At 63.1% G+C, this 17,178-nt stretch carries 14 protein-coding genes and 2 rRNA genes; 4 read left to right on the plus strand and 12 right to left on the minus strand.

Features of this window, described 5'->3' with window-relative positions; all coding sequences use genetic code 11:
• Positions 1–78: 78 nt before the first annotated feature.
• The 4 genes from JOF55_RS10200 to JOF55_RS10215 all read right to left on the minus strand — a co-directional run bounded on the left by JOF55_RS10200 (position 79) and on the right by JOF55_RS10215 (position 2,151).
• On the minus strand, positions 79–699 hold the full coding sequence (locus JOF55_RS10200; RefSeq protein WP_310272909.1) for a DUF3558 domain-containing protein: 621 nt from the start codon (positions 697–699) through the stop codon (positions 79–81).
• Positions 700–706: 7 nt separating this feature from the next.
• The gene (locus tag JOF55_RS10205; RefSeq protein WP_310272911.1) at positions 707–1,045 is read right to left on the minus strand and encodes a hypothetical protein; all 339 of its coding nucleotides are present in this window, start codon (positions 1,043–1,045) and stop codon (positions 707–709) included.
• A gap of 321 nt (positions 1,046–1,366) precedes the next feature.
• On the minus strand, positions 1,367–1,837 hold the full coding sequence (locus JOF55_RS10210; RefSeq protein ID WP_310272913.1) for a hypothetical protein: 471 nt from the start codon (positions 1,835–1,837) through the stop codon (positions 1,367–1,369).
• Positions 1,837–2,151, minus strand: coding sequence for an HC3 family zinc finger protein (locus tag JOF55_RS10215; protein ID WP_310272915.1), 315 nt, complete (start codon positions 2,149–2,151; stop codon positions 1,837–1,839). The genes JOF55_RS10210 and JOF55_RS10215 overlap by 1 nt, the downstream gene beginning before the upstream one ends.
• A gap of 150 nt (positions 2,152–2,301) precedes the next feature.
• Between JOF55_RS10215 and JOF55_RS10220 the strand changes: the two genes are divergently transcribed.
• Together JOF55_RS10220 and JOF55_RS10225 are read left to right on the plus strand one after the other, a co-directional pair.
• The gene (locus JOF55_RS10220) at positions 2,302–3,117 is read left to right on the plus strand and encodes a helix-turn-helix domain-containing protein (RefSeq protein WP_310272917.1); all 816 of its coding nucleotides are present in this window, start codon (positions 2,302–2,304) and stop codon (positions 3,115–3,117) included.
• Entirely contained in the window at positions 3,114–3,308 is a 195-nt protein-coding gene (locus JOF55_RS10225) for a DUF397 domain-containing protein (protein ID WP_310272919.1), read from the plus strand. The genes JOF55_RS10220 and JOF55_RS10225 overlap by 4 nt, the downstream gene beginning before the upstream one ends.
• Positions 3,309–3,368: 60 nt before the next feature.
• Here the strand turns inward: JOF55_RS10225 and JOF55_RS10230 are convergent, their stop codons facing one another.
• The 4 genes from JOF55_RS10230 to JOF55_RS10245 all read right to left on the minus strand — a co-directional run bounded on the left by JOF55_RS10230 (position 3,369) and on the right by JOF55_RS10245 (position 10,388).
• On the minus strand, positions 3,369–3,962 hold the full coding sequence (locus JOF55_RS10230) for a nitroreductase family protein (protein ID WP_310272921.1): 594 nt from the start codon (positions 3,960–3,962) through the stop codon (positions 3,369–3,371).
• A 153-nt stretch (positions 3,963–4,115) separates the two neighbouring features.
• Positions 4,116–5,321: a tRNA uracil 4-sulfurtransferase ThiI gene (gene thiI / locus JOF55_RS10235; RefSeq protein ID WP_374727440.1), complete on the minus strand. Its 1,206-nt coding sequence runs from the start codon at positions 5,319–5,321 to the stop codon at positions 4,116–4,118.
• Between the two features lie 212 nt (positions 5,322–5,533).
• Positions 5,534–8,623 (minus strand): 23S ribosomal RNA (locus JOF55_RS10240).
• 225 nt (positions 8,624–8,848) lie between these two features.
• Positions 8,849–10,388: ribosomal RNA gene (locus JOF55_RS10245) — 16S ribosomal RNA — on the minus strand.
• Together the 16S and 23S rRNA genes form the textbook arrangement of a ribosomal RNA operon.
• 887 nt (positions 10,389–11,275) lie before the next feature.
• On the opposite strand from JOF55_RS10245, the gene JOF55_RS10250 reads away from it, so the two are divergent.
• A complete protein-coding gene (locus tag JOF55_RS10250; protein ID WP_374727441.1) occupies positions 11,276–11,752 on the plus strand; it encodes a YbaK/EbsC family protein in 477 nt (158 codons plus the stop codon).
• A 38-nt stretch (positions 11,753–11,790) separates the two neighbouring features.
• Here the strand turns inward: JOF55_RS10250 and JOF55_RS10255 are convergent, their stop codons facing one another.
• The 3 genes from JOF55_RS10255 to glf are packed head-to-tail and all read right to left on the minus strand — an operon-like array spanning position 11,791 to position 14,618.
• Positions 11,791–12,876, minus strand: a complete 1,086-nt coding sequence (locus JOF55_RS10255; protein ID WP_310272926.1) for a decaprenyl-phosphate phosphoribosyltransferase — start codon at positions 12,874–12,876, stop codon at positions 11,791–11,793.
• Positions 12,869–13,429, minus strand: a complete 561-nt coding sequence (locus JOF55_RS10260) for a phosphatase PAP2 family protein (RefSeq protein ID WP_310272928.1) — start codon at positions 13,427–13,429, stop codon at positions 12,869–12,871. Before JOF55_RS10260 ends, JOF55_RS10255 begins: the two co-directional genes overlap by 8 nt.
• A gap of 1 nt (position 13,430) precedes the next feature.
• Positions 13,431–14,618, minus strand: coding sequence for a UDP-galactopyranose mutase (gene glf, locus JOF55_RS10265; RefSeq protein WP_310272930.1), 1,188 nt, complete (start codon positions 14,616–14,618; stop codon positions 13,431–13,433).
• 244 nt (positions 14,619–14,862) lie between these two features.
• On the opposite strand from glf, the gene JOF55_RS10270 reads away from it, so the two are divergent.
• Positions 14,863–16,098, plus strand: coding sequence for a glycosyltransferase 87 family protein (locus JOF55_RS10270; RefSeq protein ID WP_310272932.1), 1,236 nt, complete (start codon positions 14,863–14,865; stop codon positions 16,096–16,098).
• On the opposite strand, the gene JOF55_RS10275 is transcribed toward JOF55_RS10270, so the two are convergent.
• On the minus strand, positions 16,065–17,117 hold the full coding sequence (locus JOF55_RS10275; RefSeq protein ID WP_310272934.1) for a sodium:calcium antiporter: 1,053 nt from the start codon (positions 17,115–17,117) through the stop codon (positions 16,065–16,067). The two genes, JOF55_RS10270 and JOF55_RS10275, sit on opposite strands and share 34 nt — an antisense overlap.
• Positions 17,118–17,178: the final 61 nt, after the last annotated feature.

Raw genomic sequence — 17,178 nt, forward strand, 5'->3', positions numbered from 1 at the left:
GCGCCCGAGCATGTTCCGCCCTGCTCGCGTGCATGCATGCGTTGCCCTTGGTCGGAGCCACTGACTACACCCCCACAATCACTTCGCCGCAGGCCACGACGACACCGACAGCTTCAATGCCTTCTTCGACAAATCACAAGGATTGGCCTTGCCCGTACCTGCTGCGGGAACAGCAGCGAATGCCTTAGCTATCTGGTCTTGCTGAGTCGCCATAAATATGGCGCAGCTTCCACCCTCCATCGGATCATTTCCGTTTGCGCGCACTGCCGGATAGCCCGCTATTCGCAACTTCCCGAAGTCGACATATTGCGAACTATTTTCATAATAGACTTGAAGTGATCGGTCATCAATCGCCGTCAACGATACCTTGGTTGACCCACCTTCCGGGCTTTCCCATGTGCAGTTATCCGGCAGGCTTGGTTTGAGCTTATTGGAATGCCTCTCACCGTTCGATTTCATTCCAAGCTCTGTTGCTGCTTCGGAGGGAAGCAACTTGCACACGTCCATTGCCGCTGCGTTCTTCGGATTGGCGATCGTCGGCACCGAAACTGCCTGCGAGGTAGCAGGGGGCTGAGTCTGATTGTTCCCCGGAGTGCCTTCGGCACCGGAACCACTGGAACACGCCGCCAAGGCGGCGGTCAGCGCGAGTCCGATACCGACGGCAGCAGTGCGCCGGAACCTAACCATCTCGGTACGCACAGTGTGCTCAGACCTGCCCTTCAAGCCGCTGCCCGTCCACGGCCGCGTTGTCATCGGCACGGTGATACTCGTCCAACGATGCCTTATACGCCTGGATCTTCTCGTTCAATCTCTTGCGAATCGTGTCAGCCATGGCATGCAAGGATTTCTCGTCGCCCGTCATGCGTTCCTGAAACATCTGCCGTGCTCGGAGTGTGCTCACGTCCTTGGCAGTCAACTCACCCGGAGAAATCGTCGTTGCACTCTCGGCAAGTTGGTAAGCCTCATCGCGAGCGTCCTCGAGTTCTTGGATGGCCTTCATGAGTGCGTCACGGTCGACGCCGAAGCCGCCTTGAGCTTGGGTCACGCGTACCTCCCCCTCGGGGTCGTGATCACCGATCGGGTCCATCCTGCACGATTTCGACACCGATCGTCAGCAGAAGCAGTGAACCAGCACTATGACGATCAGCACTCTAACGTGGTTCCGCACTCACTCTCCGCTCACCCGAATGACCCAAACTCGGCCACCACACTCGGAATGGCCCTCGGTATGACCTCCCAGGGCCGATCCACAAGGCGAGAGCAGGGGGCAGTTTCATGGAACCAAGCAGCAAAAGGGCCGACATCACGGCATGGTGCTGTGATGTCGGCCCTCGGGTCGCTGGTGTGGACCTGCGTCGATTCGGCGCTATTGCGAAAAGACCAGGTCGGTGCGGAACTTCTCGAACGGGCTGACCAGTCGGTGTCTGCCGAGATACCCCTGCTCGACACACTCGCCCCGGAGCATGGGCTCGTCCCACAGTGCGCCGGGTTCCAATACGCGCGGCGTCTGCGCGATGTCCTCCGGCCACACCGGCTGCGGCCAGAACGGTTCCGAGTCCCCCGTCTCCGTCCAGCCGATCTTCTCCGAGACGGGCTCGGGCGTGCCCATGCCTGGATACGGCATGCGATCCTCGTCCCGCCGCTGCGGAGTGGATCCATCCGACGGGCACAGTTGCCACACGGTCAACGTCCCCGGGCCGGCGTGCGCGTGCTGACCGGCACCACCTCGCCACGGCAACATCCCGGCCAGTGCTGCTGCGGCAACCAGCGCCCCCGCTCCGAGGGAGATTCCACCCGCCGAGGGCAGCAGCATGAACAACGGCTCTCCGAACAACATCAGGACCACCGCCGATCCGCATCCCGACGCGCACGCTCACTCGCCTGTGCACGCCGCTCGCGCTCGCGCTGCGCACGTTGATGCTCCACTTGATCGTCTCGGCGGGCCACAGCCTGCGCCCAGCACTCATCGCAGGTCGGCAACAACCAATCCACATCGGACGGGGCCTGCAACGTGACACTCAGCCCGCATACCGTGTCGCGCGTCTGCCCCGGGCGTGGGCGCTCCTCCGGGGACAACGCATGCCGCTCCCCCAGCACCGGCTGCCACCACACCACCGGCCCCTGCCAAGACCCCACCAAACCCTCGTACATCCAGACCTCCTTGATTGATCCCTGAGGGATAGTGTCCTTGGGATAATTCCAATGGGATAGATATCGTTCGAGTGACACCCCTGGGCAGTTCAAGGTTCACCCGCAAGACTGGCCCATATGGAGTCATCACCAGTGGTCCGGCGGCGACGCTTGGCCCGCGATCTACGTTCTCTCCGCGACAAAGCAGGGCTCACGACACAACAAGTCGCGGACAGTGTCGGACGAGCTCAGTCACTCGTATCTCGGTGGGAAGCAGGCAAGAGAACGCCCGCGCATGGCGATGTCGTAGCTCTCGCCGAACTTTACGAGATTTCACGCCAAGAGCGTGATCAACTCACCTCTCTCGCGCGCGATGCCCGACGCAAGGGATGGTGGGAAACTTACGTCGATGTCCTGCCTGAGTGGCACGAGCGATACCTCGGCCTCGAAGCGGAAGCCACCGAAGTCAGCACATATGAGCCCGAGGTCATCCCCGGCCTACTCCAAACACAAGAGTATGCGCGTGCATTAACCAAGGCGACCCTGCTCACCTCCACAGCTGATGAGGTCGAGCGCCGTGTTGACCTTCGTCTCCAGAGGCAAGAACGCCTCAGCGATGACGAACCACTCCAACTCTGGGCCATCGCAGGTGAGGCAGCACTCTATAAGAAGGTCGGTGGCCCCGAAGTACTCGCAGAGCAACTACGACACCTCATCAAAGCCGCAGAATCACCCAACATCACGTTCCAGGTCATGCCACTTGAAGCCGGAGCACAACCGGCTACCGGCGGCCAAGTCACCATCCTCCGCTATGCCGAAGCCGAGGACGCCGACGTCGTCTACCTCGAAAGCCAGCACGGCGGTTTCTATGTCGAAGACCTCACAGCCGTAGCCAACTATGCACATGTGATGGAACATCTACGCGCGCACGCTGCCGACCCGGCTGCGTCGCTGGAGATTGTTCGACAGCGCATAGGGGCACTATGAGTAGCGATATCACAAACTGGCGCACATCCACTCGATCCCAGGGTCAGGGAACATGCGTCGAGGTCGGCTTTGCCGTGGAGGCGGTCGGGGTTCGGGACACCGAGGACCGCGAGGGCGGGCAGCTCACTCTCTCGCCCGCGCGCTGGCAGTCATTCCTGACCACCCTCAAGCGCGGTGCCTACGACCGGTAATCACCGCTGCCAGCGTGGTGAACGGAACTTTCGTCCCGATAGACGAGATGACCAGTCCGCTCACTCCTCTCGCCACAGGGTGGTCAGTGAGTGGCGGCCGGCCGGGATGGCCGACTTCCCGACCGGGGCCGAAGCCGGATGGCCGAGAGCTATACCGGTGCGGACCTGCCACGGTTCGGCCAGGCCCGCCCTCTCCGTGACCCATTCGACGTTGTGCTGCGGAAAGAACGTGACAGGGCAGGAACCGAGTCCGATGACGTGCGCGGCGAGCATGAGGTTCTGCGCGACCCGCCCACCGTCGAACTCCGCATCCGTCCCGCTGTGGTCCAACGCCAGCAATACCACCACAGGTGCAGCACGTAGGTGGAGAGCGTAAGCGCCGCACCTGCTCAGCGCCTCGCGCACATCCGCATCACGCACCGTGTGAAACCGCCACGGCTGGCGATTACGCGCCGAACCCGTCCACCGGGCGGTTTCCAGAATCCGATGCAGGTCGTGATCGCCGACATCTTCATCGGTGAACCATCGCGTCGCGCGCAGCGACATCAATGCGCGCAGCGGATCATGCCGATAGGCAGGGCCGGTCATGAACCACGCCTGGGCAGCAACATCGCCGGATCGAGGAGCGCAGACGACAACAAACGATCCGGCCATACCGCAGCGCTCATTGCGCCCTCCTCATCCGGCCCGGCACCGGTACAGGCCTCATTCTGCCTCACCATCCGCATCAATAGGGCAATCTTGTCGCGCCGAGCGTCGACGTGGTGAACGGAACTTTCGTCCAGATAGACGAGACGAACAGTCCATTCACTCCTCGGAGGTGGCGGCGAGTTCGTCCGGTGCCAGCACCTGCACATTGGCCAGCAGCTTTTCCACGAGCTCATCGAGGTCGAGCCGCTTCTCCAGGCGAGTCAGCTGCTCCGGCCTGGAATGGGTAGCCACCCGCGGTGGCATGATCAGCTTGCAGCAGTCCTCATCCGGCAAGGTGGAAATCTCGCTGGTGCCGATCTGCCGAGCCTCGGACATGATCTCGTCCTTGTCGAACGCCAGCAAAGGACGCAGCAGTGGCAGCGAGGACACGGCCTCGGTATTGGCGAGATTGGTCAGCGTCTGACTGGAAACCTGCCCCAGACTGTCCCCGGCCACGAGAGCCTCCGCGCCCAACCGATGAGCCAGGACATCGGCGGCCCGGACGATCAATCTGCGCTGGGCGACGATCTGCAACTGACCGGCACCTGCGGTGGCCAGCGACCGTTGCGCACTGCCGATCGGCACCACGTGCAGCCGAGTACCTCCCTGGAACCGGTTGAGCCTGCGAGCCAGCGCGTATGCCTTGTAACTCGATGACGGGCCGGTGTAAGGCGCACCGGTGAAGTGCACGAAGTCGCAACGCAGTCCACGTCGCATGGCCCGATATGCGGCGACCGGCGAATCGAACCCACCGGAAAGCAGCGCCAGAGCACGGCCACTCGAGCCAACCGGCAGACCACCCTGCCCCGAATGCCGTTCGAGGGACACGAAGACCTCGTTGCGGTCGACTTCCACCTCGACTTTGACCTCGGGAGTCTTCAAATCAACGGGCCAACCCAGCTCATCGCATACGCGCTGCCCAACATGCGCGGCGAGCTGGTCCGAGGTCAGCGGGAAGCCCTTGTGCCGTCGCCTGGCACGGACGGCGAAACTGTACTCGGCATGAGCCATGTCCCCGGCTCCGAACCGTTCGCGCAACATCCGCACTGCAGCAGCCGCAACATCATCGGCATCCTTGGCCACCCGCAGTCCCGGCTGCACCACACTGATTCCAACCACCTGCCGCGCACGTTCCACGAGCTCATGCAGCGGCATCCGAGAGGATGACAGCACCAGCACCCCCGCACGGCGGCGAATCCGCACCGACGTGTCATCACCCACGGCGTACTCCAGATTGTGCAGCAAGTGCTGCTCGAACAAGCCGCGGTTATGTCCCTTGAGCGCCAGCTCGCCGTACTTGAGCAGCACACAAGGCTGCGGCAGCATGCACCTCACCTCCGGACCGGACCTCGTTACCTCGCCGGGCGAATGCCCACCCCGCGTCCCGACATACACGGCATACGGCACGACTACCCGGCACCACGGGTGGGGTAGGCAAAGTATGGCCCACGGACATGCAAAAAGCCCCGGCGGTGCCAGTATGGCAACCGCCGGGGCAATACACCTTAAGAACTCCACAGTGAACGCCGCGTGATATGAGCAAGTCGCTCGGCCGATTAGTGCCGGTCGGCTTCACCTGTTACCAGGCTTCCACGTCCGGCCTATCAACCCACTGATCTGGTGGGGGCCTTAACCGGTCATGCCGGGGGGAGACCTCATCTGGAGGACGGCTTCCCGCTTAGATGCTTTCAGCGGTTATCCGTGCCGAACGTAGCCAACCAGCCGTGCTCCTGGCGGAACAACTGGCACACCAGAGGTTCGTCCGTCCCGGTCCTCTCGTACTGGGGACAGCATCTCGCAAGTCTCCGAACGCGCGCGGCGGATAGGGACCGAACTGTCTCACGACGTTCTAAACCCAGCTCGCGTGCCGCTTTAATGGGCGAACAGCCCAACCCTTGGGACCGACTACAGCCCCAGGATGCGACGAGCCGACATCGAGGTGCCAAACCATGCCGTCGATATGGACTCTTGGGCAGGATCAGCCTGTTATCCCCGGGGTACCTTTTATCCGTTGAGCGACACCGCTTCCACCAGCCAGTGCCGGATCACTAGGCCCTGCTTTCGCACCTGCTCGACCCGTCGGTCTCACAGTCAAGCCCCCTTGTGCCCTTGCACTCGCCACCTGGTTTCCAACCAGGCTGAGGGGACCGTTGGGCGCCTCCGTTACCCTTTGGGAGGCAACCGCCCCAGTTAAACTGCCCACCAGGCACTGTCCCTGATCCGGATCACGGATCGAGGTTAGACGCCCGCAACGACCAGAGTGGTATTTCAACAGCGACTCCACCCACACTGGCGTGTGAGCTTCCCAGTCTCCCACCTATCCTACACAAGCCGAACCAGACACCAATACCAAGCTACAGTAAAGGTCCCGGGGTCTTTCCGTCCTGCCGCGCGTAACGAGCATCTTTACTCGTATTGCAATTTCGTCGAGTCCGTGGTCGAGACAGCGCCCAAGTCGTTACGCCATTCGTGCAGGTCGGAACTTACCCGACAAGGAATTTCGCTACCTTAGGATGGTTATAGTTACCACCGCCGTTTACCGGCGCTTAGATTCGGAGCTTCGCAGCCACAAGGGCCACTAACCCCTCCTCTTAACGTTCCGGCACCGGGCAGGCGTCAGTCCGTATACCTCGTCTTACGACTTCGCACGGACCTGTGTTTTTAGTAAACAGTCGCTCGGGCCTATTCACTGCGGCCGGCCAGCGCTTCCACCGCCGAGGGTGTACACGCCATCCGGCTCCCCTTCTCCCGAAGTTACGGGGACATTTTGCCGAGTTCCTTGACCACGGTTTGCTCGCTCGCCTCGGTATTCTCTACCTGACCACCTGTGTTGGTTTGGGGTACGGACCACCCACGCACTCGCTAGAGGCTTTTCTCGGCAGTACGGGATCACCCACTTCGCCACACGGGCTCGGCCTCCGGTCTCAGGCACCGGTGCACGGATTTTCCTGTGCACCGCCCTACACCGTTACCCCGGGACTACCATCGCCCGGGATGGGCTACCCTGCTGCGTCACCCCATCGCTGACCGGACAGCCGGGTCTCCACACCATGAGCGCCGGACACTGTCCCGCACAGCGGAACAGGCCGGAGCCGATGGTGCCGAGAGCACCGACGCCGGTATGGGACGTGCGTCGGCGGGTACGGGAATATCAACCCGTTATCCATCGGCTACGCCTGTCGGCCTCGCCTTAGGCTCCGACTCACCCTGGGCGGATCAGCCTTGCCCAGGAACCCTTGGTCTTCCGGCGGAGGAGATTCTCACTCCTCTTTCACTACTCATGCCCGCATTCTCTCTCGCATGGTCTCCACGACTGGCTTGCGCCGCCGCTTCACCGTCCACACGATGCTCCCCTACCCACCGTGACACACAGTCACGGCGACACGGCTTCGGCGGTGTGCTTGAGCCCCGCTACATTTTCGGCGCAGGACCACTCGACCAGTGAGCTATTACGCACTCTTTCAAGGATGGCTGCTTCTAAGCCAACCTCCTGGTTGTCCGGGCAGTCCCACATCCTTCCCCACTAAGCACACACTTGGGGGCCTTAGCCGGTGTTCTGGGCTGTTTCCCTCTCGACGACGGAGCTTTTCCCCCGCCGACTCACTGCCGCGCTTTCCACGCCATGCCATTCGGAGTTTGGTTGACTTCAGTACCCCTCAAAGGGCCATCAGCCATCCAGTAGCTCTACCTGCACGACGAAACACACGACGCTGCACCTAAATGCATTTCGGGGAGAACCAGCTATCTCCGAGTTTGATTGGCCTTTCACCCCTACCCACAGCTCATCCCCCAGGTTTTCAACCCTGGTGGGTTCGGGCCTCCACCCGGTATTACCCGGGCTTCACCCTGGCCATGGGTAGATCACTCGGTTTCGGGTCTAGAGCACGCGACTACCACGCCCTTTTAGGACTCGCTTTCGCTCCGGCTTCCCCACAACGGGTTAACCTCGCCACGCACCACTAACTCGCAGGCTCATTCTTCAAAAGGCACGCCATCACCCGAAGGCTCTGACGGATTATAGGCACACGGTTTCAGGGACTATTTCACTCCCCTCTCGGGGTACTTTTCACCATTCCCTCACGGTACTCTCCGCTATCGGTCATCAGGAGTATTTAGGCTTACCAGGTGGTCCTGGCCGATTCACACGGGAATCCACGGATCCCGTGCTACTCGGGATGACACCCGGGAGCACGCACAACTTTCGCCGACGGGGGTCTCACCCACTACGCCTGCGCGTTCCAACGCATTGAGCTGGTTGTCCGTGTACTCCCTGCTGAGGCGGCAGCCCCAGCCAGGTGGTCCCAACAACCCCGAGCACGCAACGCCTGCCGGCTTTGACACGTACTCGGTTTAGCCTCGATCCCGTTTCGCTCGCCACTACTCGGGGAATCGCTGTTGCTTTCTCTTCCTGCGGGTACTGAGATGTTTCACTTTCCCGCGTTACCTCCCACTGCCCTATACATTCAGGCAGCGGTGACCGGACATCACTCCGGCCGGGTTTCCCCATTCGGACACCCTCGGATCACAGCTCGGTTGACAGCTCCCCGAGGCTTATCGCAGCCTCCCACGTCCTTCATCGGCTCCTGATGCCGAGGCATCCACCGTGCGCCCTTCAACACTTGCTCACACGCAAAGATGCTCGCGACGTCCACTGTGCAGTTCTCAAGGTGCAGCTCTCACGGTGCGATGAACAGAGCTTCCACTCTGCTTCGTGGCTCGCACCCTGGGAGCCCAACAGCGTGCCCGGCGCCACCTGATAGCAGCGCCGGTCAGTATCAACGACTACAACGGGTTCGCACCCGTGAAGTTCCGCATCGATCACAATAATTCTTTAGAGCAATGCTCCTTAGAAAGGAGGTGATCCAGCCGCACCTTCCGGTACGGCTACCTTGTTACGACTTCGTCCCAATCGCCGGTCCCACCTTCGACCACTCCCTCCGCACAATGTGCGGTTGGGCCGTGAGCTTCGGGCGTTACCGACTTTCGTGACGTGACGGGCAGTGTGTACAAGGCCCGGGAACGTATTCACCGCAGCATTGCTGATCTGCGATTACTAGCGACTCCGACTTCACGAGGTCGAGTTGCAGACCTCGATCCGAACTGAGACCGGCTTTGAGGGATTCGCTTCACCTTGCGGCTTTGCTGCCCTCTGTACCGGCCATTGTAGCATGTGTGAAGCCCTGGGCATAAGGGGCATGATGACTTGACGTCGTCCCCACCTTCCTCCGAGTTTCCCCGGCAGTCTCCCGCGAGTCCCCAACCGAATTGCTGGCAACACGGGATAAGGGTTGCGCTCGTTGCAGGACTTAACCCAACATCTCACGACACGAGCTGACGACAGCCATGCACCACCTGTGCACCGGCCCCGAAGGGAAGCCATGTCTCCATGGCGATCCGGGCATGTCAAACCCAGGTAAGGTTCTTCGCGTTGCATCGAATTAATCCACATGCTCCGCCGCTTGTGCGGGCCCCCGTCAATTCCTTTGAGTTTTAGCCTTGCGGCCGTACTCCCCAGGCGGGGCGCTTAATGCGTTAGCTACGGCACGGAAACCTGAACGGTCCCCACACCTAGCGCCCAATGTTTACGGCGTGGACTACCAGGGTATCTAATCCTGTTCGCTCCCCACGCTTTCGCTCCTCAGCGTCAGGTACGGCCCAGCAAGCTGCCTTCGCCGTCGGTGTTCCTCCTGATATCTGCGCATTTCACCGCTACACCAGGAATTCCGCTTGCCTCTACCGCCCTCTAGTCTGCCCGTATCGGCCGCACGTTCGCAGTTGAGCTGCGATTTTTCACGACCGACGCGACAAACCGCCTACGAGCTCTTTACGCCCAGTAAATCCGGACAACGCTTGCGCCCTACGTATTACCGCGGCTGCTGGCACGTAGTTAGCCGGCGCTTCTTCTGCCCCTACCGTCAGGTTCGTCGGGGCTGAAAGAGGTTTACAACCCGAAGGCCGTCCTCCCTCACGCGGCGTTGCTGCGTCAGGCTTTCGCCCATTGCGCAAGATTCCTCACTGCAGCCTCCCGTAGGAGTCTGGGCCGTGTCTCAGTCCCAGTGTGGCCGATCACCCTCTCAGGCCGGCTACCCGTTATCGCCTTGGTGAGCCATTACCTCACCAACAAGCTGATAGGCCGCGAGCCCATCTCTGGCCGGAACCCCACCTCACGGTGGAGAACCTTTCCGCCGGTCGGGATGCCCCGGCCGACGCGTATCCGGTATTAGCCCCGGTTTCCCGAGGTTATCCCAGAGCCATAGGCAGGTTGCTCACGTGTTACTCACCCGTCCGCCGCTCGACTATCTCTCCCGGAGGAGAGACGCCTCGCTCGACTTGCATGTGTTAAGCACGCCGCCAGCGTTCGTCCTGAGCCAGGATCAAGCTCTCCATCAATGATCCTATGAAGATCCGCTAATGCGGATCGTTGGCGGGCCGGTGCATCGCACTCGGCCGCGCCCGCACTACAGCGTCGATGCGAATAAACGCTGACACTGACTAGGCACGCTGTTGAGTTCTCAAGGTACGAGACTTCCTCGCAGGTGTGTCCCGATGAACCGTCATCAAAACCTGAAATTATCTTACCAGGCCCAATGGCAGTCCCTGGGTTCCAAACCCGCAGAGATAATGTTATCAGTGCTCTTCCGAGCCATCCAAGGAGGGGGGGTCACCGCTGTGTCAGCGGCTGAAATCCCTCGTTCCCAGGATAACAATGCTTGCTGCTGATGCCAAATCGGCCCAGCGGCAACCCGGTTGCGTGCAATCACGCTCGGGCCGCAGCGGCTTCCACGCGATTTCCTCGCTCGAAGTCATCTCATGGAGCGCCGCCACCAAGGCTTGTTTTCACTTGAAATCGTAGCGCTGCTCCGCATCCGTCGTCAAGCGGACCCTACAGGGCTACTCAACAGCGTACCTGCGAAACACTACTGTGAAGCTCGCTCGAAGCTTCCGACGCCAGTGTACCTCTCCAGCGGAGACCTTCAATCGGCCCCCTCCCGCGAGCGGGTCCGTCGAGGTTGTCCCGGCGATGTACACACTCTACCAGAGGGTCGGCGTGCTCCTCTGGGGGGTGTCCCCGGGGGCTGTCCACCAGGGGACTGCCCTCGTTTTCCGGTACCGACAACAACCGGCACTCGCCCGAGCAGTCCCGGTAGCGGGCCTCTGTGAAGCAGGGCATACCAGCGGGCCATAATCACCTCGCCGCGAAGCGATCCCCTCGTCTGGCAGGGTCGTCATCGGCGATGAGAACGACGAGGAGGCCACGCGTGGACGCTGATGCTGATATGGCGCTTCCGGAACGGAGCAGGCAGGTGGCTCGGGTCCTGGCCGAGGCGAGCATCGCCGGCGAGATCCGCCAGATGCCGGACTCGACACGCACGGCAGCCGATGCCGCCTCCGCACTGGGCTGCGAAGTCGGAGCCATCGCCGGCAGCCTCGTCTTCCTCTCCGGCGGAGAACCGATCCTGGTGCTGGCCAGCGGGCGTCACCGCGTCGACACCGCCGGAGTCGCGGCGCAGCTGTCCTGGCAGCCACTGGAACGTGCCACTCCCGAGCAGGTGCGGGAAGCCACCGGGCAAGCCATCGGCGGCGTCGCTCCCGTCGGCCATCCTGCCCCTCTGCCGACCGTGGTCGACACGGCACTGGCGGAGTACCCACAGGTCTGGGCGGCGGGCGGAACACCCCGCACCGTCTTTCCCACCACTCACGAGGAACTGGTCCGGTTGACCGGCGGCCGCGCCCTGGCCGTCGCCGACGACTGATTTCGCCACGACCGGACAGAGCAGCCGCAAACAACCCGCTACAGATAGAAAGCCAGCAAAAGGCAGCAGACGAGTGCGGCACCGAGGACGATGAGGATCTTGTCCTTGAGCACGACCTCCTCCGGCTCGCCCGCGCCGCCCTTGTCGACATCGACCGCATACCGCAGGATCGCGATCACCATCGGCACGATCGACACAGTGCTCCAGATCGACGAGACCGTCTCGCGGATTTCGAATGCCCACAGCGAGTAGGTCATGATCACGATGGCGGCCGAGATCGCCCACACGAACCTCAAGTAGGACGGCGAGTAGGCCTCCAGCGACTTGCGGATCTTCGCGCCCGTGTTCTGCGCCAGGATGATCTCGGCATAGCGTTTGCCCGCCACCATGAACAGCGAACCGAAGGCCGTCACCAGCAGGAACCACTGCGATATGTAGAGCTGGGCGGCCGCACCACCGGCCACCGCACGCAGCAGAAAACCGGACGACACGATGCACAGGTCGATCACGGGTTGGTGTTTGAGGCCGAAGCAGTAGCCGAGCTGCACCGCCACGTACACGAACATCACGATGGCCAGCGGCGTACTGGCCAGAGCCGAAATCACGATCGAGCCGACCAGCAGTACCGCAGCGACGGCATAGGCCACCGGCAGCGGCACCAGGCCCGCCGCAATCGGACGCTTGCACTTCGTCGGATGTGCCCGATCCGACTCGACGTCCTTGGCATCGTTGACGAAGTAGATCCCGGAAGCCGCCATCGAGAACACGACGAACGCGATCGCGCTGTACAGCAGAACGCCGGGATTGCCGATCTGGCCCGCCGTGAACACGGCCGCGAGCACGAGGACGTTCTTCACCCACTGCTTCGGCCGAGCCTCCCGAACCAGCCCCTTGACCAGACCACCGACCGTGCCCGCTTGGGAAACCGCCTCGGACCTCGGCGTCTCCGGAGCAGTGGGCTCCTCCTCGGCTGCGACGATGCCGTCCTCGTCCTCGTCCAGCCGGGCGGGCTCCGTCCGGAGAGTCTCCTTCGCCGTGGCCCCGTTCCGGGCCGGGAGCGCAGCTCCCTCTTCGGTGCCCGGGTGTTCGCTCACGCCCGCACCGGTCTCGTTCTTGTCAGACACGGCTCCTCCACCGTTTCAGGTGGCGGCGCACTCCCAGTGCCACGGCACCGCCGAGCGTCGCCCCCACGACCACGTCGCTCGGGTAATGCACTCCCAGGGCAAGGCGGCTGACCATCATCGGCGGCACCAGCACCGAGGCCAGACTCCTGCCCGTGACGCCCCGGGCGAGTCCCCCGTACAGCACCGCCGCCGCCGTTGTGGACGTCGAGTGCGACGACGGGAAACTCAACGTGCTCGGTGTGTCCACCAGCACCTCGATCCGCGGATCGAGCGGGCGCCTGCGCCGCACCGTGCGTTTGACCGCGATCGACACCCCGTGTGCGACCGCCACGCCTGCCGTCGCGGCGATCCACTCACCACGCCGTGTGCGGTCGGCCACGGCTCCCACCGCACCGACGGCCAGCCATCCGATGGCGTGGTCGCCGAACTTCGACATCGCCTGCGCGGTGGTGACCACGGATGGCCGGGCCAGCACACTCTGCACCTTGCGCACGGCGATGGTCTCGAGGGTTACCTGTGGGTTGTGCTCGCCGGCGGGGATCCGGTCGGCCACGTCAGTCCTCCATCGAGCCGTCCAGGGAACGGCCCTCGGTGAAGTAGGGGGCGATTTTGTTGTCGAACATGCTCAGCGCCGAACCGATCGCCATGTGCATGTCCAGGTACTTGTAGGTACCCAGCCGTCCGCCGAAAAGCACCTTGCGTTCCTTGGCCTCGCGTTTGGCCAGATCACGGTAGGAGTCCAGTTTCTCCCGGTCCTCGGAGGTATTGATCGGGTAGTACGGCTCGTCGCCGCTCTCGGCGAAGCGCGAGTACTCCCGGAAGATAACGGTCTTGTCCTTCGGGTAGTTCCGCTCCGGATGGAAGTGCCGGAACTCGTGGATGCGGGTGAAGGGAACGTCCTCGTCCGCATAGTTCATCACCGACGTGCCCTGGAAGTCCCCGGTGTCGACGACCTCGCTTTCGAAGTCCAGGGTCCGCCAGCCCAGCGCCCCGGCCGAATAACCGAAGTACTGGTCCAGCGGGCCGGTGTAGACGACCGGGACGCCGGTGGGCAGCTCGTCGCGCACGTCGAAGTAATCGGTGCTCAGCTGCACCTCGATGTTCGGGTGCTCGGCCATGCGTTCCAGCCAGGCGGTGTAGCCGTCGACCGGCAGGCCCTCGTAGGTGTCGCTGAAGTAGCGGTTGTTGAAGGTGTAGCGAACCGGCAGGCGCGTGATGTTGGCCGCGGGCAGCTCCTTCGGGTCGGTCTGCCACTGCTTGGCCGTGTAACCCCGCACGAACGCCTCGTACAGCGGCCGGCCGATCAGCGAGATCGCCTTTTCTTCCAGGTTCTTCGCATCGGCGGTGTCGATCTCCGCGGCCTGCTCGGCCACCAAGGCCCTCGCCTCGTCCGGGGAGAACGCCCGCCCGAAGAACTGGCAGATCAGACCGAGATTCATCGGGAAGGAGTAGATCTGCCCCTGGTACCGGGTGAACACCCGGTGCTGATAGTCGGTGAAGTCGGTGAATTGGGTGACGTAGTCCCACACCCGCTTGTTGGAGGTGTGGAACAAGTGGGCACCGTAGCGATGCACCTCGATCCCGGTCTCCGGCTCCGCCTCCGAGTAGGCGTTGCCGCCGATGTGGTTACGTCGGTCCAGCACCAGCACCCGCTTGTCGAGCTGGGTGGCGGCGCGCTCTGCGATCGTCAGGCCGAAAAATCCGGAGCCTACAACGATCAGGTCATAGCCTGCGAAGCTCACAGCCGCGAGGGTAGCGTTTCGTAATCGAAACGTTGGAACCGCGTGGACGTTGTCCGATTCGTCGGATGACGCACCCGTCCTGGGCAAGGCCGCTACTCCACAGGAATGAAGCTCTTCGGCCCTTGGATAGCATCGGCATCGCGACTGAAGCAGGCCGCCATCGACCGGCCGGGGGTACCAGGGGACGGTGATCAGGGCAGTGCCGGGGGTAGGCGGCAGAAGATTTCAGCCCATCGTGCCGATCGTGCCGATCGTGCTGATCGCGGCGATCACCGCCGAGGTCCTCGCCGTATGGTTCGTGCACTGGATCGACACCCGCGGCTACATCGACACCGGGATCTATCGGCTCGGCGCCCAGGCCTGGCTCGACGGCCGGGAGGTCTACGGCTCCGACCTCACTCCCGTGCAAAGCCCGGACGTCGGCACCCTGCCGTTCATCTACCCGCCCTTCGCCGCGCTGCTGTTCGTACCGCTGACCTGGATGTCGCTCGACGCCGCCATCGTCACGGTCGCGATCTGCTCGCATCTTTCCCTGTTCGTCACCGCCTACGCGCTCGCCCGCTGTTCGTCGTATCTCGCACCGCGCTCGGGGTCGGTCGCCCTCGCCACCGCCGTGGTCCTGCCATGGCTCACCCTGATCGAGCCCACGCGCGAAACCCTCAACTACGGCCAGATCAACCTCGTGCTCATGGGATTGGTCGCCGCCGATTGCCTGCTGCCGCAGCCCGTGCTGGGGCGCGTGCGCTGGCCACGCGGCCTGCTGGTGGGGATCGCGGCCGCGATCAAGCTGACGCCGCTGGTGTTCCTGCTGCTGTTCTTCGTGCGCAGGGACCTGCGCGCGGCATCGATATCGCTGCTGACCTTCTCGGCCACCGTCCTGCTCGGTTTCCTCGCCGCACCGGACGATGCGGCCGACTGGTGGCTGGACAAGATGTTGTCCACCGGCGATTCGTTCGGCACCGTCTACACCGGCAATCTCACCTTGCGCAGTCTGCTGGCCAAGCAGGAAATCAGCGGGGCGATGCTGGACTCGCTGTGGCTCGCCGGGTCGCTGGTACTGCTGATCCTGGCCGTGGCCGGGATGCGATATGCGCTGCGCTCCGGCAACACGTCGCTGGCACTGGTGATCAACGCCGTGCTCGGGCTGCTGGTCTCGCCGATCTCGTGGTCGCACCACTGGGTGTGGGCAGGCCCGGCGCTGGCGCTGCTGTTCGCGATGGGGCTACGGCACCGCAGGCACGGTGTGCTGCTCACGGTCGGCTTCTGCGCCGTCGTGGTGCTGATCGGACCCCAGTGGTACCTGCCGTACGGCGACGATCGGGAACTCGACTGGACCTTCTCCCAGCAGGTCGTCGGCAATGCCTACACCCTCATCGGCATCGGCTTTCTGATCGCGAGCACCGTGGCGTGGCTCCGCTTCCGCCCGCGTTCCCGGGAGAGCAGGAGTCAGAAGGCCAGGGTGACGACGGTGGCGATGTAGACGCCGATGATCAGGACTCCTTCGAAACCCAGTCGCCACCAGCCGCGTACTTGTCGCAACAGGAGCCCACCGAGCAGGACCGCGGTCATGAGCAGAGCGGCGGCGGTGAGGAACAGTTGGTCCTGATCGGCCGCGTGGTAGAGAGACCCACCACGGTAGGCGATGTCGCCGACGACGAGGTTGAGCACATCGAGGCAATTGCCGCCGATGACCGCCGCGATGGCCAGGGTGGGTGCGCCTCGCCGTACCGCAGCGATGGCCGTGACCGTCTCGGGCAGAGCGTTGACGACACCCATGAACACGGCGCCGACGATTCCGGCGCTGAGTCCCGTGGCGAGAACGAGGCTCTCGGCGGCATGGGCGATGACCGCACCGCCGACGGCGACCACACCGCCGACCACGATGAACTGCCCCCACAGTTTCGCGCTGCTCACTCCCGCGAAACGGTCCTGCTCACCGGACTCATCGGGTTCATCGGGCAGGGTCTCCCTGGTCCGGACGGCCCGCCACATGGGTTTTTCGCCCTGCTCCTGAATGAGTTTCAAACCACCCAGGTAGAAGGCCACCAGGACCAACGAGGCGGGGTGCACGGCCCAGAAGGTGTAATCGGGACTGAAGGCCGCCAGCAAGGCCATGGACAGCAGCCCGATGAGCAGGGTGCCGAACGAAAGGTTCGACAGCGAGGCGGCCGCGTGCTCCAGATTGGAGCGCCGGTGGGCGAAGTCGGCCACCGCGATCGCGAGGGTCTGAGCGGCGATCCCGCCGATGGCGTTGCTGTAGGCCAGCCCGGCCTGGCCCCCGGCGGCACTGACCCCGGTCATGACGATGCCGGACAACGAGGTCGCCAAGCCGAAGAACACCGCGCCGAACAGCGCCTCGCCCCAGCCGGTCCGATCGGCCAGCGTGTCCCCGATGCCGGTCATGCGCACACTGCCCAGAACCGTTATGGCGGCGGCCACGAGGAACACGGCCACGCTCCAGCCCAGCGGCCACGGCGAAGTCAGCAGCTCGAGCACCATGATCTCCCCGCAACGACAGGCTCGGTGAACGGAACGCGGGCCACAGGACCTTCCCTATCAC

The sequence above is a fragment of the Haloactinomyces albus genome (genome assembly GCF_031458135.1).
GTDB lineage: Bacteria > Actinomycetota > Actinomycetes > Mycobacteriales > Pseudonocardiaceae > Haloactinomyces > Haloactinomyces albus.